Source organism: Labrenzia sp. PHM005, assembly GCF_006517275.1.
GTDB lineage: Bacteria > Pseudomonadota > Alphaproteobacteria > Rhizobiales > Stappiaceae > Roseibium.
Genome location: NZ_CP041191.1, coordinates 1517162 through 1540000, shown reverse-complemented (window position 1 = coordinate 1540000; position 22839 = coordinate 1517162). Strand labels below are relative to the sequence as shown.

General features: G+C 55.4%; 20 protein-coding genes and 1 pseudogene (1 of these 21 running past the window's edge). 6 read left to right on the top strand and 15 right to left on the bottom strand.

From position 1 onward, the window contains the following. On the top strand, nt 1–1024 hold the 3' portion of the coding sequence (locus FJ695_RS07010) for a M23 family metallopeptidase (protein ID WP_141184772.1). Its footprint begins 956 nt before the window's first position; 1024 of the gene's 1980 nt are visible here — the last part of the coding sequence; its start codon lies beyond the left edge, outside the window; its stop codon occupies nt 1022–1024. 171 nt (nt 1025–1195) lie between these two features. Here FJ695_RS07010 and clpB read toward each other — a convergent pair whose 3' ends face one another. The 6 genes from clpB to FJ695_RS06980 form a co-directional block, all read right to left on the bottom strand. Then, complete coding sequence (gene clpB / locus FJ695_RS07005) at nt 1196–3793, bottom strand: ATP-dependent chaperone ClpB (protein ID WP_141184771.1); 2598 nt, start codon at nt 3791–3793, stop codon at nt 1196–1198. 218 nt (nt 3794–4011) lie between these two features. Continuing rightward, nucleotides 4012–4710 carry a DUF4167 domain-containing protein gene (locus tag FJ695_RS07000; RefSeq protein ID WP_141184770.1) on the bottom strand — a complete coding sequence of 233 codons (699 nt, stop codon included), beginning with the start codon at nt 4708–4710 and terminating at the stop codon, nt 4012–4014. Between the two features lie 361 nt (nt 4711–5071). Beyond that, nucleotides 5072–5914, bottom strand: a complete 843-nt coding sequence (gene prmC, locus FJ695_RS06995; RefSeq protein WP_141184769.1) for a peptide chain release factor N(5)-glutamine methyltransferase — start codon at nt 5912–5914, stop codon at nt 5072–5074. A gap of 17 nt (nt 5915–5931) precedes the next feature. Next, complete coding sequence (gene prfA, locus FJ695_RS06990) at nt 5932–7005, bottom strand: peptide chain release factor 1 (RefSeq protein WP_141184768.1); 1074 nt, start codon at nt 7003–7005, stop codon at nt 5932–5934. A gap of 54 nt (nt 7006–7059) precedes the next feature. Then, nucleotides 7060–9327: a phosphoenolpyruvate--protein phosphotransferase gene (gene ptsP / locus FJ695_RS06985; RefSeq protein ID WP_141184767.1), complete on the bottom strand. Its 2268-nt coding sequence runs from the start codon at nt 9325–9327 to the stop codon at nt 7060–7062. A gap of 70 nt (nt 9328–9397) precedes the next feature. After that, nucleotides 9398–10648 (bottom strand): aspartate kinase, encoded by a 1251-nt coding sequence (locus FJ695_RS06980; RefSeq protein ID WP_141184766.1) that lies wholly within the window; start codon nt 10646–10648, stop codon nt 9398–9400. 191 nt (nt 10649–10839) lie between these two features. Between FJ695_RS06980 and ubiG the strand changes: the two genes are divergently transcribed. The 3 genes from ubiG to FJ695_RS06965 all read left to right on the top strand — a co-directional run bounded on the left by ubiG (nt 10840) and on the right by FJ695_RS06965 (nt 12994). Beyond that, nucleotides 10840–11601: a bifunctional 2-polyprenyl-6-hydroxyphenol methylase/3-demethylubiquinol 3-O-methyltransferase UbiG gene (gene ubiG, locus FJ695_RS06975; protein WP_141184765.1), complete on the top strand. Its 762-nt coding sequence runs from the start codon at nt 10840–10842 to the stop codon at nt 11599–11601. After that, nucleotides 11601–12296 carry an alpha/beta fold hydrolase gene (locus FJ695_RS06970; RefSeq protein WP_141184764.1) on the top strand — a complete coding sequence of 232 codons (696 nt, stop codon included), beginning with the start codon at nt 11601–11603 and terminating at the stop codon, nt 12294–12296. The genes ubiG and FJ695_RS06970 overlap by 1 nt, the downstream gene beginning before the upstream one ends. Nucleotides 12297–12499: 203 nt before the next feature. Beyond that, a complete protein-coding gene (locus FJ695_RS06965) occupies nt 12500–12994 on the top strand; it encodes a hypothetical protein (protein WP_141184763.1) in 495 nt (164 codons plus the stop codon). Nucleotides 12995–13069: 75 nt separating this feature from the next. Here FJ695_RS06965 and FJ695_RS06960 read toward each other — a convergent pair whose 3' ends face one another. The 5 genes and pseudogenes from FJ695_RS06960 to FJ695_RS28240 form a co-directional block, all read right to left on the bottom strand. Continuing rightward, the gene (locus FJ695_RS06960) at nt 13070–13603 is read right to left on the bottom strand and encodes a DUF1178 family protein (protein WP_141184762.1); all 534 of its coding nucleotides are present in this window, start codon (nt 13601–13603) and stop codon (nt 13070–13072) included. Beyond that, nucleotides 13600–14454, bottom strand: a complete 855-nt coding sequence (locus tag FJ695_RS06955; protein ID WP_141184761.1) for a carbon-nitrogen hydrolase family protein — start codon at nt 14452–14454, stop codon at nt 13600–13602. The genes FJ695_RS06960 and FJ695_RS06955 overlap by 4 nt, the downstream gene beginning before the upstream one ends. Before the next feature lie 48 nt (nt 14455–14502). Continuing rightward, a complete protein-coding gene (gene grxC / locus FJ695_RS06950; RefSeq protein ID WP_141184760.1) occupies nt 14503–14760 on the bottom strand; it encodes a glutaredoxin 3 in 258 nt (85 codons plus the stop codon). A 108-nt stretch (nt 14761–14868) separates the two neighbouring features. Continuing rightward, a complete protein-coding gene (locus FJ695_RS28130; RefSeq protein WP_209010954.1) occupies nt 14869–15294 on the bottom strand; it encodes a ComF family protein in 426 nt (141 codons plus the stop codon). A gap of 168 nt (nt 15295–15462) precedes the next feature. Then, nucleotides 15463–15606: pseudogene (locus FJ695_RS28240) on the bottom strand (double zinc ribbon domain-containing protein); the annotation flags it as partial. Nucleotides 15607–15791: 185 nt separating this feature from the next. Between FJ695_RS28240 and FJ695_RS06940 the strand changes: the two are divergent. Further along, entirely contained in the window at nt 15792–16691 is a 900-nt protein-coding gene (locus FJ695_RS06940) for a methyltransferase domain-containing protein (protein ID WP_141184759.1), read from the top strand. Nucleotides 16692–16711: 20 nt separating this feature from the next. Here FJ695_RS06940 and FJ695_RS06935 read toward each other — a convergent pair whose 3' ends face one another. The 4 genes from FJ695_RS06935 to FJ695_RS06920 form a co-directional block, all read right to left on the bottom strand. Beyond that, entirely contained in the window at nt 16712–16927 is a 216-nt protein-coding gene (locus tag FJ695_RS06935; RefSeq protein WP_141184758.1) for a Flp family type IVb pilin, read from the bottom strand. Nucleotides 16928–16947: 20 nt separating this feature from the next. After that, nucleotides 16948–17355, bottom strand: a complete 408-nt coding sequence (locus FJ695_RS06930; protein ID WP_141184757.1) for a (deoxy)nucleoside triphosphate pyrophosphohydrolase — start codon at nt 17353–17355, stop codon at nt 16948–16950. An 83-nt stretch (nt 17356–17438) separates the two neighbouring features. Then, the gene (argJ, locus tag FJ695_RS06925) at nt 17439–18680 is read right to left on the bottom strand and encodes a bifunctional glutamate N-acetyltransferase/amino-acid acetyltransferase ArgJ (RefSeq protein WP_141184756.1); all 1242 of its coding nucleotides are present in this window, start codon (nt 18678–18680) and stop codon (nt 17439–17441) included. A 161-nt stretch (nt 18681–18841) separates the two neighbouring features. Further along, nucleotides 18842–19705 carry a peptidylprolyl isomerase gene (locus tag FJ695_RS06920; RefSeq protein WP_141184755.1) on the bottom strand — a complete coding sequence of 288 codons (864 nt, stop codon included), beginning with the start codon at nt 19703–19705 and terminating at the stop codon, nt 18842–18844. Between the two features lie 270 nt (nt 19706–19975). Between FJ695_RS06920 and secA the strand changes: the two genes are divergently transcribed. Then, complete coding sequence (gene secA / locus FJ695_RS06915) at nt 19976–22744, top strand: preprotein translocase subunit SecA (RefSeq protein WP_141184754.1); 2769 nt, start codon at nt 19976–19978, stop codon at nt 22742–22744. Nucleotides 22745–22839: the final 95 nt, after the last annotated feature.

Here is a 22839-nt window from a genome sequence, read left to right as displayed (position 1 = left end):
CGGTCTCCGCGAGATTTCCGATGGCCAGCGCCTGCGCATTGCCTATGCGCCGGATCCGGACAACATGGAGCGCCTGCGCCCGGAGCGGGTCAGTCTCTATACAGATACCGAACACCAGGCGACAGTCGCCCGCTCAGACAGCGGCGCCTATATTGAAGCCAAAGAACCAGACACGTTCCTAGCCAACGCCTTTGAGGAAGCCGACCGAATTTCCTATGGCGGTCCCACCCCGGCGATTTACGACAGCCTCTATCAGACCGCCCTGGAACAGGAGATGCCTGAGAGCATCATTGGCGAGCTGGTCCGCATGTTCTCCTTTGATGTTGATTTCAACGCCCGTGTTCAACCTGGGGACGCTTTGGAGCTCTTCTTTACAGAAAGCGAAACAGGGGCCGCGCCAAAAATCCTCTATGCATCTTTGAAAACCGGCAGCACCAAACGCGAGTTTTATCGCTACCGCACACCGGACGACAAAGTGCTCGATTTTTATGACAGCTCTGGACAAAGTGCCAAAAAGTTCCTGATCCGCAAACCGCTGAACGGCGGCAAGTTCCGGTCCGGGTTTGGTATGCGACGCCACCCGATCCACAAATATACAAAGATGCACCGGGGCGTCGATTGGGCGGCTCCGCGCGGAACGCCGATCTTTGCCGCCGGGAATGGTGTTGTGAAAAAAGCCGGCTGGAGCTCTGGTTACGGCCGGCGGATCGAACTGCAGCACACCAACGGTTATCTGACGACCTACAATCACATGACTGGTTTCGCCAAAGGCGTCCGGGAGGGCTCGCGTGTCAGCCAGGGTCAAATCATAGGTTATGTCGGTTCAACAGGCCTATCGACAGGTCCGCACCTTCATTATGAAGTGCTGGTCAATGGCCGCTATATGGATCCAATGCGGATCAAGCTGCCGAAGGGACGGACGTTAGACGGTGAACTGCGCACCGCATTTGAAGGCGAACGTTACCGGATCGATACCTTGCTTGATAAGGCCCGCAAACCGTCACGGCTCGCATCGATCAATTGAGCCCGTTCCAGATAAAAAAAGCCCGCAAATCTTGGATCTGCGGGCTTTTTTTTTTGCGCTGGAGTATCCTGCATCCAAGTGAACGCAGGATACTCTATCTACCTAAGATCGATCAGCTTTGGCTGCTCAAGCGATTCTACTTAAACAGCCGCTGATCAAACTTATGTGGCTTTAGGCTGCTTGACTTCCCGCGCCTGCGACCTGGAAGATCAGCCGGTCGGTTCCAGCCGATACATCCACCGTCTGACCATCCAAGACGTCTCCGGCGAGGAGTTTTTCGGCAAGCGGATCCTGAACGTCCTTCTGGATGACCCGTTTTAACGGGCGTGCGCCATAGGCCGGGTCGTATCCCTTTTGGGCGAGCCAACCGAGCGCGCCGTCGTCCAGATTGAGCGTGATTTTGCGGTCGGTCAGCAGACCGCGGAGGCGTTCAAGCTGGATTTCGACAATCGCGGACATCTGCGAACGCTGCAGCCTGTGGAACAGAACAATCTCGTCAAGACGGTTCAAAAACTCCGGCCTGAAATGGCCACGGACCACCGACATGACTTCGTTGCGAACTGCATCACTGTCCTCGCCTTCCGGCTGATTGACCAGATACTCCGATCCAAGATTCGACGTCATGATGATCAGAGTATTTCGGAAGTCCACTGTCCGCCCCTGCCCATCTGTCAGGCGGCCATCATCAAGTACCTGCAAAAGCACATTGAAGACATCGCTATGCGCCTTCTCGATCTCATCGAACAGGACCACCTGGTACGGACGCCGGCGTACGGCTTCCGTCAACGCGCCGCCTTCCTCGTAGCCAACATAGCCGGGAGGCGCACCGATCAACCGGGCAACGGAGTGTTTCTCCATGTATTCCGACATGTCGATGCGGACCATTGCACTGTCGTCATCGAAGAGGAAGCTGGCAAGCGCCTTGGTGAGTTCGGTTTTGCCAACACCGGTCGGTCCAAGGAACATGAACGAGCCAATCGGCCGGTTCGGGTCTTGAAGACCAGCACGCGCCCGGCGTACGGCTGTTGAAACAGCATGGATCGCCTCACTCTGACCGATAACACGACCGGCCAGGACATCTTCCATGCGCAGCAGTTTTTCGCGTTCACCCTCCAGCATCTTATCGACTGGAATTCCGGTCCACTTCGAGACCACCTGGGCGATATGCGACGGGGTGACCGCCTCATCCACCATGGCATCCTTGTCTTCCGACGCCTCAGCTTCGGCCAGCTGACGCTCCAGATCTGGAACCACGCCATAGGCCAGTTCCCCGGCTTTTGCCAGGTCTCCTTGCCGTTGCGCGATTTCCAGGTCGATCCGCGCCTGCTCCAGCTGCTCCTTGATCTTCTGCTCAAGATTCAGCTTTTCTTTTTCACCAAGCCAGCGGTTGCTGAGGGTCTGCGACTGTTCTTCCAGCTCGGTGAGTTCTTTTTCAAGTTTACCCAGCCGGTCTTTGGCCGCCTCGTCATTTTCGGTCTTTAAGGCTTCGCGCTCGATCTTCAGCTGAATGATGCGCCGATCCAACTCATCCAGTTCTTCCGGTTTGGAATCCACCTGCATCCGCAACCGGCTTGCAGCCTCATCAACAAGGTCGATGGCTTTATCCGGCAGGAACCTGTCAGTGATGTAACGGTTGGACAAGGACGCGGCCGAGACAATGGCAGAATCGGTGATGCGCACGCCGTGGTGAAGTTCGTATTTGTCTTTGATACCGCGCAGGATTGAGACCGTGTCCTCGACGGTCGGCTCCGTCACAAACACCGGCTGGAATCGGCGGGCGAGCGCGGCGTCTTTTTCCACGTGCTTGCGATATTCATCGAGTGTCGTCGCCCCAACACAGTGCAACTCACCGCGGGCCAATGCCGGCTTCAAAAGGTTCGACGCATCCATCGCGCCATCTGCTTTGCCAGCGCCAACCAATGTATGCATCTCATCGATGAACAAGATGATACCACCGGCCGCTGCTTCGACCTCGGAAAGCACCGATTTCAATCGCTCTTCAAACTCACCACGATATTTCGCACCAGCGATTAACGCGCCCATGTCCAGCGCTAGGAGCTGTTTGTCTTTCAAAGATTCAGGTACATCACCATTGATGATGCGAAGTGCCAGACCTTCTGCAATGGCGGTTTTACCAACGCCTGGTTCACCGATCAAAACCGGATTGTTTTTCGTCCGGCGAGAGAGCACCTGGATCGTACGGCGGATTTCCTCGTCACGGCCAATCACCGGATCAAGTTTACCGTCCCGGGCTACTTCTGTCAGATCCCGGGCATATTTCTTCAAGGCTTCATACTGGTTTTCGGCCGTTGCACTGTCAGCGGTGCGCCCCTGACGTAACTGGTTGATGGCTTCGTTCAAAGCATTCGGCGTAATGCCATGCCGCTTGAACAGTTTACCGGCCTCGCTGTCGGCATCCATTGCCAGTGCCAGCAAAAGACGTTCTACGGTGACAAAACTGTCTCCCGCCTTATCTGCAATCGACTCTGCCTGTTCAAACAAGCGTGCGGTTGCCTGGTGCATATAGAGCTGACCGGAACCACCCGACACTTTCGGCATCTTGTCCAAGATGCCCTCTAAATCACCTTTGAGCGCCTTGGCGCCGCCGCCGGCACGGTCGATCAAACCACTTGCCAAGCCTTCCGGGTCATCCAGAAGAACTTTCAAAATGTGTTCCGGTTTAAACTGCTGATGGCCCCGTCCCAGCGCAAAGGTCTGAGCGGATTGAATAAAACCGCGGGCTCGTTCGGTGTACTTTTCGACGTTCATATATGACCTCCTACCCGTCCGCACCACCCGAAGCGTGGGGAACGTTTTGAGATTCAGACCCCGTTTGCGGGCATCTGCGCAGCCTCATCAAGCACTGCACTTCAAATATAGTGTTGCATATTCACAACAAAACCCCCTTGCCCGCGATTTCTGCAGCAAAACAAAAAACGGCGCCCGAAGGCGCCGTTTTCCATCTTAAAGCTTGTCTCGCACTGACCTTACTCGCTGGCAGGAACAGCTTCCGCAGGAGTTTCCTCTGCCGCTTTGGTTCGCCGCGGACGCGTGGTCCGCCGGCGTGGTTTTGGCGCCTCTTCGGCAGCCTCGACAGCCGGAGCACCGTCTGCTGCAGCATCCGTTTCAGCGGATGTTTCGACAGCAGCTTTCTTCGGTGCGCGGGCCCGCGGAGTTCTCGTCCGCCGGCGCGGTTTTTCGTCCGCCTCCGCCGTCTCACCATCCGATGCTTTCGCAGCCCCGTTCACCTGACCTTCCTGGTCGATCACCGGCATGTTGTCGATAAATGGCTGCGGAGCATCACCATCAACTACAGCGGCATCAGCAGGAGTTTGAGCTGCCTGCTCAGCGCCATTGGCAGCAGCCGGGCTGCTTGCGGCAGCCTGCTCCTGATTATCATCCGTTTCGTTGCGCGCAGCTGGTTGAGCTGACTGTTGCTGCGGCGGCTGTGCAGCAGCGACGATCCGAAGATAATGTTCTGCGTGCTGATTATAATTTTCAGACATCACCCGATCGCCCGATGCCTGAGCATCCCGGGCAAGCTGCTGATACTTCTCCGCAATATGCATCGCTGTGCCGCGGATTTTCACATCAGGACCGTTGGATTCATATGTCCGGGTTAGCGGATTAGGTCCTTTGCGGCCCCGTCCGCGCATACGCTTATTGCTTTGATTTCCTGGTCTCATCCTGCCGTTTTCTCTTAAGGAACGGCGGTCAGCGCAATGCTGACCAAACATCGGAATTGCCTAAACCGATTACGAAATTCACACCGAAACCCATGCGTGATGGCATGCGGCCGTCAATGAAACAAAAGACACCGTGCGTCCGGCCAACGGCCAGCGCCCTCGTCTCTTTCTTAGACAGTCCAAAAACCGGTTCGCCCGATTCGCAACAACGTCAACAGTGCAAGTCTGCCTATTTCGTGAAGTTGCCGGATGCGTATGCCCCGCTTAACGCTTATCACATCTCCGGTCTCGGCAAGCTGAACCTACCCGTTTCCGTTGCGATTTCCAAGTGCTTTTTCGCAGCAAGATTAAATCAAAAGTATTAAACCCTGCGAGCTGTTGCAACACGGTCACGCCCGCCAAGATCTTGAATGATATCAATCGCCTCAAAGCCATGATGACGCAGCTGGTTTTTCAACTCACTCGCCTGATCATAGCCGATCTCGAGTGCGATACGCCCTCCAGGCACAAGAATCACTGCAGCGCGCGCAACGATCCGCCGATAAGCGTCCAGCCCGTCCGCGCCACCATCGAGCGCCAGATTCGGATCATGTTTTGTAACCTCAGCCGAGAGCTCATCGAGGACTTGTGTGCGAATGTAAGGCGGGTTGCTGACGACCCAGTCGAAGCCTTCCTGAAGAGGATCTGCATAATCTGCGCGCACCGGCAAAAACCGGTCACCAACTCCATTGCTCTTGGCATTTGCCGCAGCACATTCGAGCGCGTCGGTAGAAATATCGACGGCGACCATCTGTGCCTTCGGCAGTTCGGCCAGAAGGGTCACAGCGATGGCGCCTGTGCCGGTGCCGATATCGCACATCTTAAGAGGTTGATCAGGGTTGCACTGACGCAAAACGGTATCGATCAACGTTTCGGTATCCGGCCGTGGCTCTAAAGTCGCGTGATTGAGTTTGAAAGAGCGGCCATAAAACTCCCGTTCACCAAGTATGCGGCCGACGGGCATGCCACCAAGCCGTTCCGTGGAAAACTCCAGTGCCTTAAGTGCGCTGGCCTCAGGAGCCTCATCCAGGTCCATCAAGAGAAGATTGGACACGGTCGTCCCAAGAGCCGCACTCACCAGGAGCTTTGCATCCAGATCCGGTGTCTCCAAGTCGGCAGACCGAAATTGATCGCGGACCTGCCGGTAGAGCATTCCAACCTTCATTGGCCAGCTTTCTTTGATTAGCTGTCTTCTGATGCCAAAAGATTAGCCTGATGATCGAGGATCAAGGCTTCAATCACCTCACCAAGACCCTCGCCCGCTATGATCTGATCGAGCTTATAAAGGGTCAGTCCGATACGATGGTCGGTAACGCGGCCTTGAGGGAAATTGTAAGTCCTAATCCGCTCTGACCGGTCCCCGGACCCGACCTGAAGCCGGCGCGCTTCTGTCCGCTCGCTTGCGGCCCGCTCGCGTTCCTCATCATAGATCCGCGCCCGCAAAAGCTGCATGGCCCGCGCCTTATTCTTGTGCTGTGAGCGCTCATCTTGAACCGCCACGACAATTCCAGTTGGTAGATGGGTAATCCGCACGGCAGAATCGGTTGTGTTGACGTGCTGGCCACCAGCACCGGACGCCCGGAACGTATCAATCCGCAGATCACTGTCTTGAACATCAACATCAACGTCTTCAGCCTGCGGCAGTACAGCAACCGTCGCCGCAGAGGTATGGATTCGACCGCCGGATTCAGTTGCCGGCACCCGTTGAACCCGATGGACGCCGGATTCGAACTTCATCCGGGCAAATACGTTTTCGCCTGTTACCGAGGCGATGATTTCCTTAAACCCGCCGACTTCTCCCTCACTGGCTGACAGGATTTCTACTTTCCAACCCTGCAATTCGGCGTACCGCTGATACATCCGGAAAAGATCACCAGCAAATAGAGCAGCTTCATCGCCGCCCGTTCCAGCCCGCACTTCCAGGATCGCATCGTTGGTGTCGGCTTCATCTTTCGGCAACAGGCCAATGCGCACATCTTGTGTTAGCTGCTCGACGCTTTCCGACAATTCATCGCGTTCCAGCTCAGCCAGCTCGCGCATTTCGGCATCCGTCTCCGGATCGTCGATCAAATCGGTTGCGCCTTTGAGATCCTCTTCCGCCTTGACCAAGGCACGGATTTTCATCACCAGCGGCTCAAGCCCGGCATATTCCCGCGAGAGTTTGACATAGGCAGTTGGATCGGGATTTGCCGACATCATATGTTCAAGTTCGGCAAACCGGTCCAGCAAATTATCGAGTTTATGACGCGCCAGCATACGCGCAGGTTCTCCTGAATTCCCAACTATTGGGGTGGCAAAAGCAGAGTGCCGCTAAAGAGCGACGTCCATTTCTTCAGCATACCGGGTCAAAAAGGCCCTGATATTGCTGTCGCGATGTTCCGGCTCCATACGCGGCAACAACCGCGCCCTGAGCCGGCTGGCATCAAGTGTGCGCAACATGGCTTTGACAGGACCAAGAGACGCCGGCGACATTGAGAGGTTTCTGTATCCCAAACCAATCAAGGCCATGGCCGACAGCGAATTGCCCGCCATCTCGCCACAAAGTGTGACTGGAACATGTGCTTTATCTGCCGCATCAACGATCATTTTCAAGGCCCTGAGGAAAGGAGGGCTTAATGGATCAAAACGGCCAGCTACACGAGTGTTGCCCCGGTCGACGGCGCAAAAGAATTGGAACAGATCGTTGGAGCCCACGGAAATGAAGTCCACGTGGCCCAGAAGTTCATCCAGTTGAAACAGCAGGGATGGCACTTCAACCATCACACCAAGACGCACTGTTTCAGGCACCGGATGGCCATGGCGGCGCAAATGCTTGAGTTCCTTTTCAACGAGCGCACGCGCATCGAGGAACTCGGCCACTTCAACCACCATCGGGAACATGAGTTTCAGATCCCGGCCCGCAGCGGCATGAAGCAGCGCCCGAATTTGAGTGCGCAGGAGGCCCGGACGGTCCAGCCCAAGGCGCAGCGCCCGCCAGCCCATGGCTGGGTTTTCTTCCAGGATTGACCTCAAGTAAGGCAGCACCTTGTCGCCGCCAATATCGAGAGACCGGAAGGTCACCGGCTTACCGCCGGTCGCATCCAAAACTTGAGAGTACTGCGCCTCCTGCTCACGCATGCGCGGGAAAGACGAGGCGACCATGAACTGGAGTTCTGTGCGGAACAGGCCTATCCCGGCGGCACCCGATTCTTCCAGATGCGGCAGGTCGACCAGCAATCCTGCATTCATCTGCAAAGCAATCTCGACACCATCTTTGGTAACAGAGGGCTTGTTGCGCAGCCGACGGTATTGAGCCTGGCGCCTTGCGCGAAAACGGACCTTTTCGGCGTAGGCGTTTTCGAGATCGGCAGCCGGCCGCAGATGCACTTCACCACTGTCGCCATCCACAATGATGGCATCACCGCCATCCGCGAGGCTGACGATGTCTTCAACCAGACCAACAGTCGGAATTCCAAGTGCCCGCGCAACGATTGTCACGTGGCTGGTCGGTCCGCCTTCTTCCAGAACCAGGCCACGAATCCGATCGCGGCCATAATCCAGCAGCTCGGCCGCACCCATGTTGCGACCAACGATGATCGCATCTTGTGGAAGTTCTTCGAGACCTGGCCCGTGCTCACGGCCCATAAGTTCGCGGATCAACCGGTGCGCCAGATCATCCAGATCGTGCAGCCGCTCGCGCAAATACGGATCCGTTTGGCGCAGCATCCGGGCGCGGGTATCGCTTTGAACTTTTTCTACGGCCGCTTCCGCAGTCAGGCCGTTTCGGATCGCTTCTTCAATCTTGCGGATCCAGCCCCGGTCGTAGGCGAACATCCGATAGGCTTCCAGCACTTCGCGGTGCTCACCCGTTGCCGCGATTTCGCCGCTGGCCAGAAGATCATCGATGGAAAGACGCAGCCGGTTTATCGCTCCGTCCAACCGCCGTTTTTCCTTATCGGCATCTTCAGCGATCAGATTGGTAACGACAACGCGTGGCTCGTGCAGAACCACATGACCAAGCCCGACGCCCTCTGCCAAACAAATGCCCGATGCCGTGATTGGGCGCGACAGATCGAGACCGGTATCTTTCTGGGCAATCGCCTCGAGTTCCCCAGCTGCCACCATTTCCGCAATAATCATTGCGGTGGTCTGCAGGGCTTCAACTTCGTCTTCGAGGTAGGTCCGGTGGGATTTGTTCTGAACAACCAGAACACCAAGCGTGCGCCCGGCCCTAAGAATCGGAACACCGAGGAAAGAATTGTAAGCTTCTTCGCCGGTCTCTGGCAGATAGGCAAAGCCTGGATGCGCGCTAGCATTTGGCAGGTTGAGCGGACGAGCTTCAGCAGCGATCAGGCCCACAAGGCCTTCGCCAACCCGGAGCGACGCATTGTGAACCGCTTCGCGCTTCAAACCTTCTGTTGCATAGAGCTCCAGAACGCCATCAGCCCGCAGAATGTAAACAGAACAAACTTCGGCGACGACATTCGACGCGATCAGGACGACGATCTTGTCGAGCCGTTCTTGCGCCTTGATCGGCTCCGCCATGACTTCCCGGAGCCGGCGGAGCAATAGGCGTGGTCCTGCAAGGTTGTTCCGCATTCCCCCCCCGATTGATCCCGCTCATAGGTTTGCCTGGTTCCGAATCGGTCGGAACCAAGCTTACGGATTCTTATCCGTCCAATCCGTATAGCGAATGGAGAGTCCGCACTGCAAGTTCTGCGTAGGCGGAATCGATCAGAACGGAGATCTTAATCTCGGAAGTGGTGATCGCACGGATGTTGATGCCTTTGCTCGCCAAACCGCTGAAACACTGAGCAGCCACACCGGCATGCGAGCGCATACCGATCCCAATAACCGACACTTTCACAACATCGGTTGCGCCTTCAATGTTCTGAAAACCGATTTCTTTCCGATTGTCATTCAGGACTTTCTGTGCGCGGTCGTAGTCGGCTTCCGGCACGGTGAACGTGATATCGGTTGTCTTGCCGTCCGGCGAGATGTTCTGGACGATCATATCAACATTGATATTGGCATCGGCCAGCGGTCCAAAGACCGACTGCGCCACCCCCGGCTTGTCCGCAACATCACGGATCGAGATCTGGGCTTCGTCCTTGGCATATGCAATGCCGGTGACAACTTGCTGTTCCACGAGTTCGTCCTCGTCGCAAATAAGAGTTCCTGGGGGAAGATTGCCTTCGCCGGTCTGCGGTGCTTCCGGGTCGTCGAAGCTGGAACGCACAAACGTGCGCACACCATGGACCATGGCCATTTCGACCGACCGGACTTGAAGAACCTTGGCACCAAGCGAGGCCATTTCGAGCATTTCTTCAAAGGAAACGCGGGCCAGCCGTTGAGCTTGAGGTACGATTCGCGGGTCCGTCGTATAGACACCATCTACATCGGTGTAGATATCGCAGCGGTCCGCCTTGATGGCTGCCGCGATTGCAACCGCGCTGGTGTCAGATCCGCCCCGGCCGAGTGTCGAAATCCGGTTGTCTGGCGCGACACCCTGGAATCCGGCAAGCACGGCAACCTGGCCTTGTCCAAGGCGTTCGCACAAAAACTCACTGTCGATTTCCCGGATCCGGGCAGCGCCGTGATTTTCATCGGTTTTGATCGGCACCTGCCATCCTTGCCAAGATCGGGCGTTGACACCCATATCTTGCAAAACGATGGCCAAAAGGCCTGACGTCACCTGTTCGCCTGAAGCAACGACCGCGTCATACTCGCGGGCATCGTGCAGCGGTGAAGCTTCGCGGCAGAACTGTACCAGCTTGTTGGTCTGTCCGGACATCGCCGAAACAACAACCGCAACCTGGTGGCCGGCATCCACTTCCCGTTTGACATGGCGGGCGACATTCCGGATGCGATCAAGGTCGGCAACCGATGTTCCGCCAAATTTTAAAACCAGTCGGGCCATTCCACTCGTATTCTAGTTATGACTTCCCGAGGCGCCGAACGCGCCGGTTGGATCGGCGGACATGCATACAGGCTGCGTCGCCATGCTGCAACCGGGTGCCTTGACAAATAGGCTGCGACCTTGGAACGACAGGTAAGACAAATTAGATGGGTGGAGTTGCGGCCAGCTGCACTCCCTTTGAGGATCAACAAATGACAGGTACGGCAAAAATGACCAGCGGCACCATCGACAGCGACGAGGTTGCCCGTTTTTCCGCAATGGCCGACGAATGGTGGGATCCGACCGGCAAGTTCAAGCCGCTGCACAAATTCAATCCGGTCCGCCTTGCCTATATCAAACAGGAAGTCTGCAGGAAATTTGACCGGGACCCGAATGCGCCTGACGCCTTCAAAGGATTGCGTTTCCTGGACATCGGCTGTGGCGGAGGCCTGCTGAGTGAACCGATGGCCCGCCTCGGCGCCGAAGTCATTGGGGCCGACCCATCCGAAACCAACATCGAAATTGCCCGCCTTCACATGAAAAGTTCCGGGCTTGAAATCGACTACCGCGCGGAAACGGCCGAAGGGCTGGCAGATGCAGGCGAAACCTTCGATGTGGTTCTAAATATGGAAGTGGTCGAACATGTTGCCGATGTGCCGTTGTTCCTGACTGCTACCAGCCGCATGGTGCGTCCGGGCGGCTTGATGTTCGTTGCAACGATCAACCGGACCTTAAAAGCCTATGCTCTAGCGATTGTTGGCGCCGAGTACGTCCTGCGCTGGCTGCCAAAAGGCACGCATTCTTATGAAAAGCTTGTCCGGCCGCCGGAAATCGAAGCGCCTCTAAATGCCGCGGGGCTAAAAATCATTGACCGGTCCGGTGTCAGCTTTAATCCGCTGACGGACACTTGGAGCCGTTCGCGCGACATGGATGTCAATTACATGCTGCTTGCCGAGCGGTCCGAGGCCTCTTGATGGGTGATCCAATCGTTTTTGTACCGGGGCTGTTGTGCACCGAGGCCTTGTTTGCCCCGCAGATTGTTGCCTTCGCGGACAGGCCAATCATGGTCGCCAATCACCGTGAGCATGACAGTATCGAGAAAATCGCTGCCAGCATTTTAGAAAATGCGCCAGAGCGCTTCACCCTCGCCGGCCTGTCCATGGGTGGGTACATCGCCATGGAAATTCTGCGGGAAGCCCCACACCGGGTCGGCAAGGTGGCTCTCCTGGATACAAATGCGCGACCGGACACAGCCGATCAGACGGAACGCCGGAAATTCATGATCAAAATGACCCGGGAACGGGGCTTTCAGAAGGTTCCACATCTACTTTATCCGGGGTTTGTTCATGAAAGCCGGGAAGAGGATGCTGATCTGAAGGCGATCGTGGTCGATATGGCCAACGACACCGGACCTGAAGGCTTTATCCGCCAGCAGACCGCCTTGATTAACCGGCCGGATGCCCGGCCACGTCTTCCGGAAATCACCTGCCCAGCGCTGGTTCTGGTCGGTGAGGGCGACAGATTAACACCACTCGAGATTTCCGAGGAAATTCATTCCCTTATCCCAAATAGCGAGCTGGCCGTTATTGAGGGCAGCGGCCATCTATCGACGTTGGAAGAACCGGAGAAAGTGACCAACACATTGCGCGATTTCCTAAGCAGGCCGTAGTTTGCCAACGCAAGTGAAAGACTGCGACAATTCCGCCACGCTTGCTTTTGATCTAGGTCAACGATTAGAGTTCCGTCTTACGTAGAGTTAGATAAACTCTGACGTTGTGCGCTTGTCAGCGCGCATAGACCGGAAACAACGCCGGCACAAAATATCACCCCGCCGGCGTTCGCTTGACTGCCACTCAAAAGCGGAGGTTTCAAATGCCGACAAAACGTAATACCGGCGGATTCGATTTCATAGGCAAGGTACCTGACTGGCCGATCCCGGCTTTCTCAAATTGGGCATTTGCTGAAAGAGAAGATCGGATGGAAGCCAAGGCTGTCGCCAGTTTCCAAAAAATCGGTGAAACAATGTGGTCTCATGCCGGGAAGGCGTTTGAAGATCACATGGACTTTGTCAGCCACCGGCTTCACGAAGATTTTGAATGCGCAAAATCCCTAAGCCAATGCAGTGCTCCCGAGGAAACCTTTTCAACGCTTCAGGCCTTCTACGCCAAAATGTCCAGCGAGTATCAGGCACACTTCGAAAAACAAGCTGCATTGCTGCGCGAGAGCTACAGTGAAAATGCGGCAGCAGTTGAAGAGCTCAATGATACGGCAATGGAATCCGTGAGCGAATTCAGCAAAGCTGCGGAAGAAAGCATAAAGGAAGTTCAAAAACCGAAATCACGCCGCAAGACCGCTGCAGCTGGTTAGGTGATCTTTAGAAACTCCTGGCGACTCGATTGACATTGAAAAGGGCAGTCAACTCTGGCTGCCCTATTGTTTTTTCTAATTCTTATCGTCGGGAAGGTCAGGCAGTGGCAGGACCGAAATACCTTCGTCCAGAAGGTCCATGGCTTCTTTCGGTGAGGTTTCACCGTATATATTCCGTTCTTCAGCTTCGCCGTAGTGGATCTTGCGGGCCTCGGAGGCAAAAGAAGATCCAACATTTTCAGAATTTTCTGTCATTTTAGCGCGCACCAGCCGCAACGCCTCGACAATCTCTTTCTGACGCACATCATTGGGCATCAGTGCAGAAGCTTGTGGTTTAACGTCACTGGCAGGAGCTGGAACCTGTGGGGTGGCTGCTGGCGCGGCGGCAGGAGGAGCCGGTGCAGGTTCACTGATATCAGGCACCACCATGGCGTCCTTCTTCCGCGATGTGGACACTGCCGGAGCCATCAACCCCTTTTTGACGTCCGTGCTGTTGCACACCGGGCACATGACCAATCCGCGGGCGCACTGCGCATCAAAGTCGTCCGAGTTCCGGAACCACCCCTCAAACGTGTGCGGCGCATCGCAAATGAGCGTGTATTTGATCACGCCGGTATCTCCTTCAGGCCGTCAGCAAGCCTGCAAGCAAAACCCCGCTCGTTGGCAATAGCGGGAATGCGTGCCCGTGCCTTGGCAACATTCTCTGTATCGACGGTGGCAAGTACATACCCAGGCGCATCATGGTCCAATTCGGCGATCACCTGCCCCCAGGGATCGACTATGAGGCTGTGCCCGTAGGTTTCCCGTCCGTCCTCATGCAACCCGCCTTGAGCGGCAGAAATCACATAGGCGCCATTTTCGATGGCGCGGGCGCGCTGTAGCACATGCCAATGGGCTTCACCAGTCTGCCGCGTAAAAGCCGCAGGTACGGTTAACACCTCAGCTCCACGTTTTGCCTGCTCTCGGAAGATCGCCGGGAACCGCACATCATAACACACAGCCATCCCAAAGCGGCCGAATGGCAGGTCCACCAAAGTACTGTCATGTCCGGGATCGTAGGTCGCCGACTCCCGCCAGCTCTCACCGTTTGGAAGATCTACATCGAACATATGGATCTTATCATAGGATGCCTGGACATCTCCGTTCGGACCGATGAGAAAAGCACGGTTAGCGGCGTTTCCACCTTCCTTCAAAATGGCTAATGAACCAAGGTGGAGGTGTATCGAGAGTTCCGCGGCAACCCGGCGGGCCATCGCAAGAAATGGATCCGTTTCCTCCGGCCCGATCCGGTCCATCAATTCATCACGGCTGCGCACCAGGACGTTGGACATTTCCGGCGTTTGGACATAGGCAGCCCCATCTCCTGCGGCTTGCCGGATCAGCTGTTCAGCGGCCACAGCATTCTCGGCAACGGTTTTTCCGCTCCGAAGCTGGATGCACGCAGCCGTAAAAGTAGCCATCGCCTGGTCCTTACCTATCAAGTATTTATGATACAGCTGCCCATGACATCATGAAGCAAGCAATTGATCCAGTTTGCCCGCCCGCTCCAAATCATGCAAATCGTCGCAACCGCCGACATGTTTTGAGCCGATGAAGATCTGCGGGAATGTTGACCGGCCATTCGATCGCTGCATCATTTCTTGACGCAGTTCAGGATCAAACGTGGCATCGTGTTCTTTAAAGGAAACACCTTTTTTGTCCAAAAGCCGCTTTGCAGCGGTACAGAAGCCACACAACTGGCGGGTATAAATCGTCACATCAGGCATTCAGTTCATTCCTTCTCGCGCGCCAGGATCAAATCCCCACGCCTATAGCAGTATTTGCAGCGGATATATGCGATAGAGGGATGAAAACTCAAGAACGGCTGAAAGTGCCTACCAATCAGAATATCCCACGTCTTCGTGATTGGTGAGGTCTGCAACCGCAAAAGTCAGGACATCGACTGATCTTGCCCCGGCAGCTTTGAGAACTTTTGTACAGGCACTTACCGTAGACCCAGTGGTATACACATCATCGATAAGAACCACGTGCCGGCCAACAATGGCCGGCTGCGCATTTTCCGGCACTTTAAAAGCCCTCCGCACATTCCGTTTCCGTTCCTTAGCGAGCAAACCGACTTGCTGGCGTGTCCGCTGGGTGCGGGTTAGATAAGTTGGGGCATATTCTGCGCCGGCAATGCTCGAAATCGCTCGTGCAAGCTCGGCTGCCTGATTGAAACGTCTTTGCCAAATGCGGGTCCAATGCAGGGGAACTGGAACAAGCAGGCTGTCCGGCAACACCTCACTACCAGCACGTGCCATCCATCGCCCCATTGGCTGAGCCAAGTCCCGCCGCCTGCCAAACTTCAGTCCCAAAACAAGATCTCGCGCAGGGCCGGAATAAAAGGAAACAGCTCTCAACCTGTCAAAATCTGGCGGTGACGTCAGGGCTCGAGGACTGAGCGCATCCTCGCCAACATCGTGCGAAAAAGGGGTTCCCAGCCTTTGACACCATGGTTTTTCAAGAAACCGCATTTTCTGCCAGCATGATCCGCATAATCCACTTTCGTGAGCAATTGTTTGTTCACAGCAGACGCAGCGCCGCGGCAACAGTGCATCCAGAAGGAGCTCCATTGCTGCGCCCGGATAATCGATAAGAGGTTTTAAGATCATGAACGTTCCCCAAGTGGAAAACGATATCACAACCCAAAATGCAGACGAACAGCAGAGACGGCTAGCTCCCGGTCAGCAGCTGTTTTGACCCCAGGCTGGTTATCGCATATGTCAGCCTCAAATCGGCACAAAGGAAAGTCCTGTCCGTGACCACGCAGCCTGAATTGTTCGATCGCACGCTTCTGCGGCACCGGCGCAAAATTGCTTTGAAAAACGCGAAATCTGGCTCAGATTTTCTGCTTGCTGCAGTTGCCCAAGACCTCGGTGAGCGGCTGTCGACAATTACCCGGATGTTCGAGATTGCAATCGACCTCGGGGGCCATGGCGGGCATGTCTCGGGAATGCTGAAAGCGTCTGCCAAAACACAGACTATTTGCCGGGTAGACCTTTGGTCGGGAGATCCCAACCTTGCTCCGCCTACCCTGGTTGCTGATGATGCCGTGCTCCCATTCAAAGATCAGTCCGTCGACCTGATCGTCTCAGCACTCAACCTGCAATTCATCAACGACTTGCCCGGAACACTCGTTCAGATTCGGCGGGCACTGCGCCCTGACGGGCTATTTCTGGCTACGCTTGCCGGCGCCGGAACGCTGACTGAATTGAGAGATTGCCTCACACGGGCAGAACTGGAGATAACCGGAGGTGCAGCAGCGCGAGTTCTACCGTTTGCCGATACCCGCGACCTTGGGGGCCTCATGCAGCGGGCAGGCTTTGCCTTGCCGGTCACCGATATGGATCCGCTGACCGTGCGCTACGACACGATGTTCGATCTGATGGCCGATCTGAAAGCAATGGGGGCAACGTCAATTCTGAAGGACCGCAGCCTGACACCAATAAACCGCCAGGTTTTCCTGCGCGCTGCGGAGCTATATGCCCAAGACTACTCAGACCCAGACGGCCGCATCCGGGCAAGTTTTAGTCTGGTAACTCTGCTCGGCTGGGCGCCGCACGATAGCCAGCAAAAGCCGATGAAGCCCGGATCGGCAAAAACCCGGCTGGCGGATGCGCTGAAGACGCAAGAAGTGAAACTGACCGAAAAACCGTAAAATACAGCGCTTGAAGCGTTTTATGGAGAGGCTTGGGAAGAACCGGATTGCATCGCATCAGAGATCGCGGTGAAGATATCATCGCGCATCGTCTCTCCAATACTGACGAATGTGATCAAGATCGCAACGCTGATGAAAGCGATCATGAGCCCATACTCGACCATGGTCGCCCCGCTGCGGTCGGCAAGAAATCGGGTCAATTCACGATTTAAAAAATTGCCAATCTTAAAAAACATTCAATCAGCCCTGCCAATCCTCAGCCCGAAACAGCGTCCATAATGTGCGGTATCAGCGGCTCATCTGCCGCTGGCATCGGATAATCCCGCAACCTTACTGCGCGCACCCATTTCAGAGCTTGATTTTCCCGCCCTTGAGGAAAACCGTCCCACCGTCGGCAGATAAAAAGTGGCATAAGAAGATGAAAGTCTTGATAAGTATGGCTGGCGAAGGTCAAGGGCGCCAGGCACGCTTCATTAACCTCAATCCCGAGCTCTTCATGCAATTCGCGGATTAAAGTTTCTTCTGGCCGCTCGCCAGCTTCGACCTTTCCACCCGGAAATTCCCACAAACCTGCCATTGATTTGCCTTCTGGCCGTTGCGCTAGCAAGATTCGCCCATCCACATCGACGAGCGCACATGCGGCCACAAGGACTATTTTTGTCATGTCATGAATGTCCGATTTTGAAACAACTGCGAAAAACTACGGGAATTTTCGAAGCGAGATCCTAACAACTTCTGACAGTGTCATTAGCTCCGGTAATCACCGTTGATTGCGACGTACTCTTTGGTCAGATCGCAGGTCCAAACCGTCGCTGAACCATTCCCAAGCCCGAGATCAGTACGGATCACGATCTCGTCTTCCTTCATGACAGCGGAGGCTGCATCTTCGCTGTAGTCGGGATCCCGCTCGCCTTCAACAGCGACCCGAACATCGCCAAACCAGATCGCGAGGCGATCCCGGTCCGCCGGTTCTCCGGCCTTACCGACAGCCATGACAACACGGCCCCAATTGGCATCTTCTCCAGCAACCGCAGTCTTCACCAGCGGTGAATTTGCAATCGCCAGAGCAATTGTTTTTGCTGATTGGTCGCTTTCCGCTCCCTCGACCCGGACTTCCACGAACTTCCGGGCCCCTTCCCCATCCCGCACGATTTGATGCGCAAGGTCCGTCATGACATCGGACAACGCTTCACGCAGGACAGAAATGCGCGGATCATCCATGGTGACAACTGGCTCAACACCTTCGCCTTCGGCAGCACCAGTGGCGAAAAACAAAACCGTATCCGATGTCGACGTATCGCTATCCACCGTGACCGCATTGAAGGAGGTTTCGGTTTTTTCGCTCAACAGCGCCTGCAACACCGCTGGGGAGATGGCTGCGTCGGTGAAGATGAACGACAGCATCGTCGCCATATCAGGCGCAATCATGCCCGCGCCCTTGGCAATCCCGTTAATGGTGATGGTCTTGCCGTCCAGCTCAACACTTGCAGTTGCCACCTTGGGATAGGTGTCGGTGGTCATAATCGCCTCAGCCGCCTCTAGCCAGCTTGCACTGCCCTGCGAGGTGACCAACTGCGCGGCAACATCTTCAAACTTTTCCGCAGGCAGCGGTTCACCGATGACACCAGTCGAGGCAAGGTAAATGCTGTTCAGCGGACAGGACATTGCCTTGGAGATGATAGCGGCAGACAGCTCAACCGAAGCCTTACCCTTCTTTCCGGTAAAGGCGTTGGCGTTGCCCGAATTGACCAAGAGTGCCTGAGCTTTGCCGCCAGACAAAATATCCTTGCACCAATCGACCGGCGCAGACGAACATTTGGACTTTGTGAATACACCCGCAACCGTCGTCCCCTCGGAAAGTGATGCGAGCAACACATCTGTACGGCCAGAATACTTGATCCCGGCTTCAGCCGTCGCAAATGTCACCCCAGCGATGTCCGGCATATCGGGGTAGGATTTTGGGGCAAGCGGAGAAACATTGGTCGACATGGGATCGGTTCCAGACTGTCATAATGAAGCTGGAAATGTCCCTAGCCACCAGCTGTCCAGTCCGCAAGTCTTTTCGCGAAAATCCAAGCATCGCTCTGGAAAAACAAAAATGCCCGGCAGGCGCGTGCCACCGGGCATTTCTCGGATCGAACTAAATGTAGTTATTCAGATGCCGGTGCTTCGTTTCCAGCATTTGCCAGTTTCTCGTCTAGAATCTCGACCGCGTATTCGTCTTTCAACTCGGTCATGCGGGCGTCATACCGCTCCCGCATCAGCTGCTGGCGCAGGTTCGCTTCTACCGAATCCAGAGCCGGCTTTTCCTGGCGGCGCTTGTCTTCCAGTTTGATGACATGCCAGCCGAATTGGGTCTCAACCGGTTCCTTGGTGTAAGCTCCCGGCTCCAACGCAAACACAGCTTCTTCGAACGGCGGCACCATTTGGCCTTTGCCGAAGTAGCCGAGATCTCCGCCACCCGGGCCGGACGGGCCAGTGGATTTTTCTTTCGCCAGTTCGACGAAGTCCGCACCGCCATCCAGTTCTTTGATAATGGCTTCAGCTTCCGCCTTTTCCTTTACCAGAATGTGACGAGCATTGATCTCTTCAGGACCTTCGAAATCCGCAAACTCTTTCTCGTATGCGGCTTTGACGTCGTCATCGGTGATGGCACTGTTAATCTTCTGGCCGAGATAAGCGTTGCGAAGCGCACGCAGTTCCAGAAATTCAAGTTGTTTCTGGAATTCAGGATCCCGATCAAGTCCGTCTTTTCTGGCAGCCAAAGCCAACAATTCCATATCGATCATCACATCCAGCAGCAATTGGCGCCATTGTGCCGGTGGAAACCGCTGAAGCTCCTGGCCCAAGTCCTGGGCGGCAAATGCAATATCGGCTTCGGTGATGACTGCATCACCAACTTTTGCAACTACGTCGTCCGGTTCGGCCGCGGACAGGGAAGCCGATCCGAGCGTCAGTGCCAGAAAGGAAACAGCAAGCGCCTTGACTGGCCTGCGCAAGGAATTTCGGAGCATAAGAAAACCTTTACCTATGGGAACATGTCTCTTTTTTGCCCTCCTAGAACGAGGGCTTGGGTACATTGCCTATTCCAGCAGCGTTGACAAGCATAGAGCCCCCTCTTATCTGTCGGGCGGCCCTGCTGTGAGGCTGGGATGGCATCTTTTCGGCCGCGTTCACCGGCCAGCACGCTGTGCGTCATGTGCAACGTGTACAGAAAATTGAGACGATTTCATGGGCAGGCGTCAGATTGCCATTGACGCCGCCGGTAAGGGAAGGACCGCCACATGGCTGGCCTTGGCGCATTAGCACGTAAGTTGTTCGGGTCTGCAAACGACCGGATAATAAAGACATTCCGGTCAAGGGTTGAGCAAATCAATGCTCTGGAACCTGAAATCCAGGCTTTGTCGGATGAAGACCTGCGCGGACAGACTGAAAAATTCCGCGAACAACTCAAAAATGGCGCGACCCTCGACGACATTCTTGTTCCTGCATTTGCCACAGTCCGCGAAGCAGCCAAACGCGCGCTCGGCCAACGTCACTACGACGTTCAGCTGATCGGCGGCATGGTGCTGAATTCCGGTCAAATCGCGGAAATGCGCACTGGTGAAGGTAAAACCCTCGTTGCGACCGCACCGGTTTACCTCAACGCTTTGTTAGGCGACGGGGTCCATGTGGTCACCGTCAACGATTACCTGGCACAGCGCGACAGCGAATGGATGGGCCAAGTCTATAAGTTCCTTGGCCTCACCGTCGGCTGCATCACACATGGCCTCTCGGATGAAGAACGCCGCGCAGCCTATGAAGCCGACGTCACCTACGGAACCAACAACGAATTCGGCTTCGATTATCTGCGCGACAACATGAAACACGACCGCCCGTCGATGGTTCAGCGTAGCCATGCATTTGCGATCGTCGATGAAGTTGATTCGATCCTGGTCGACGAAGCGCGGACACCGCTCATTATTTCCGGTCCGCTGGAAGACCGTTCAGAATTCTACAATACGGTCGATGCGTTCATTCCGAACTTGACCGAAGAAGATTATGAGCTTGATGAGAAGGCACGCTCGGCGACTTTTACCGAAGCGGGCAATGAAAAACTCGAAGGTCTTTTGGCCGAAGCTGAATTGCTGAAGGGCGAGTCGCTCTACGATGTCGAGAACGTCTCAATCGTTCACCACCTGCAGCAAGCCCTGAAGGCCCACAAACTGTTCCAGCGGGACAAGGACTACATTGTCCGCAATGATGAAGTTGTCATCATCGACGAGTTCACAGGCCGCATGATGCCGGGCCGGCGCTTCTCCGAAGGCCTGCACCAGGCCCTCGAAGCCCGTGAAAAGGTCCGCATTCAGCCGGAAAACCAGACGCTGGCTTCGATCACATTCCAGAATTACTTCCGCATGTATGGCAAGCTTGCCGGCATGACCGGTACCGCGTCCACGGAAGCCGACGAATTTGCCGACATCTATAAGCTGGAAGTCGTTGAAATTCCGACCAATGTCACCGTCAAACGGGTTGATGACGACGATGAGGTTTACCGGACATTCCAGGAAAAATTCAATGCGATCGTCGAGCTGATCGACGACTGCAAGGAACGCCGCCAGCCAATTCTGGTCGGCACCACATCGATCGAGAAATCCGAGTACCTGGCCGATCTTCTGAAGAAGCACGGTTATAAGCAGACCGATCTGAGCGATCCGGCAGCGTTCGCAGCAGCTCAGAAAAAAGAAGACGGAAAATCCAAAGTCTTTGCCGTTCTGAACGCCCGTTACCACGAGCAGGAAGCCTTCATTGTCGCCCAGGCCGGGTTGCCGGGCGCTGTTACGATTGCAACCAACATGGCCGGCCGCGGCACCGACATTCAGCTTGGCGGCAATGCCGACATGCAGATCGAAATGGCCCTCGGCGACATGCCAGAAGGCGACGAACGGTCTGCCAAAGAAGCTGCGATCCGCTCTGAAGTCGAAGAACTGAAGCAAGAAGCTCTAACGGCAGGTGGCCTTTATGTGATTGGCACCGAACGCCACGAGAGCCGGCGGATCGACAACCAGTTGCGCGGCCGCTCCGGCCGTCAGGGTGACCCTGGCCATTCCAAATTCTTCTTGTCGCTGCAAGACGATCTGATGCGGATCTTCGGCTCTGAGCGCATGGACTCCATGCTGCAAAAGCTCGGCCTTGAAGAAGGCGAAGCCATTATCCACCCGTGGATCAACAAGGCACTGGAAAAGGCTCAGCAGAAGGTTGAGGCGCGCAACTTCGACATTCGTAAGAATCTTCTGAAGTTCGACGACGTCATGAACGACCAGCGCAAGGTCGTTTTTGATCAGCGCATCGAATTGATGGACAGTGAAGCCATTCAGGACGCCGTCTCGGACATGCGTCACGACGTCATCGATGATCTGGTGGCACGCCATATTCCGGAAAAAGCATATCCGGAGCAATGGGACACCGAAGGCCTTGAAGAAGAGGTGCGCAAGTACCTCAATCTAGACCTGCCGATCAAAGATTGGGCGGCCGAAGAAGGTATTGCAGACGAAGAGGTCAAAGACCGGCTCACACGCACAGCGGATGAAGCCATGGCCCAAAAAGTTGCCAAATACACACCGGACATCATGCGCCAGGTGGAAAAGGCAATCCTTCTGCAAACCCTCGACAACTTGTGGCGTGAACATCTTGCCAACCTCGATCACTTGCGGTCTGTCGTTGGTTTCCGTGGCTATGCCCAGCGCGATCCTTTGCAGGAGTACAAGACCGAGTCCTTTACGTTGTTTGAGACCATGCTGGTCCAGCTGCGTCAGATCACCACTGCACAGCTGCTGCGCGTTGAATTGGTCACAGAGCAGCCGCCGGAAATGCCGCAGGCGCCTGAAATGCACGCCCAGCACATCAATCCGCTGACCGGCGAGGATGAAGTGGCGCTTGCGAACGCGCCGATGCAACCGGCCGGACAACGGGATCCGAACAACCCGGACACCTGGGGCAAGGTCGGCCGTAACGAAGCTTGCCCATGCGGTTCTGGCAAAAAGTACAAGCACTGCCATGGTGCTTTGGTCTGATCATCAGACGATTTTCGAAAACAACAAACCGGCGCCCAGTATTTTTGGCGCCGGTTTTTCTTTTCAACACAACAACTTGCAAAAAGTCACACCAA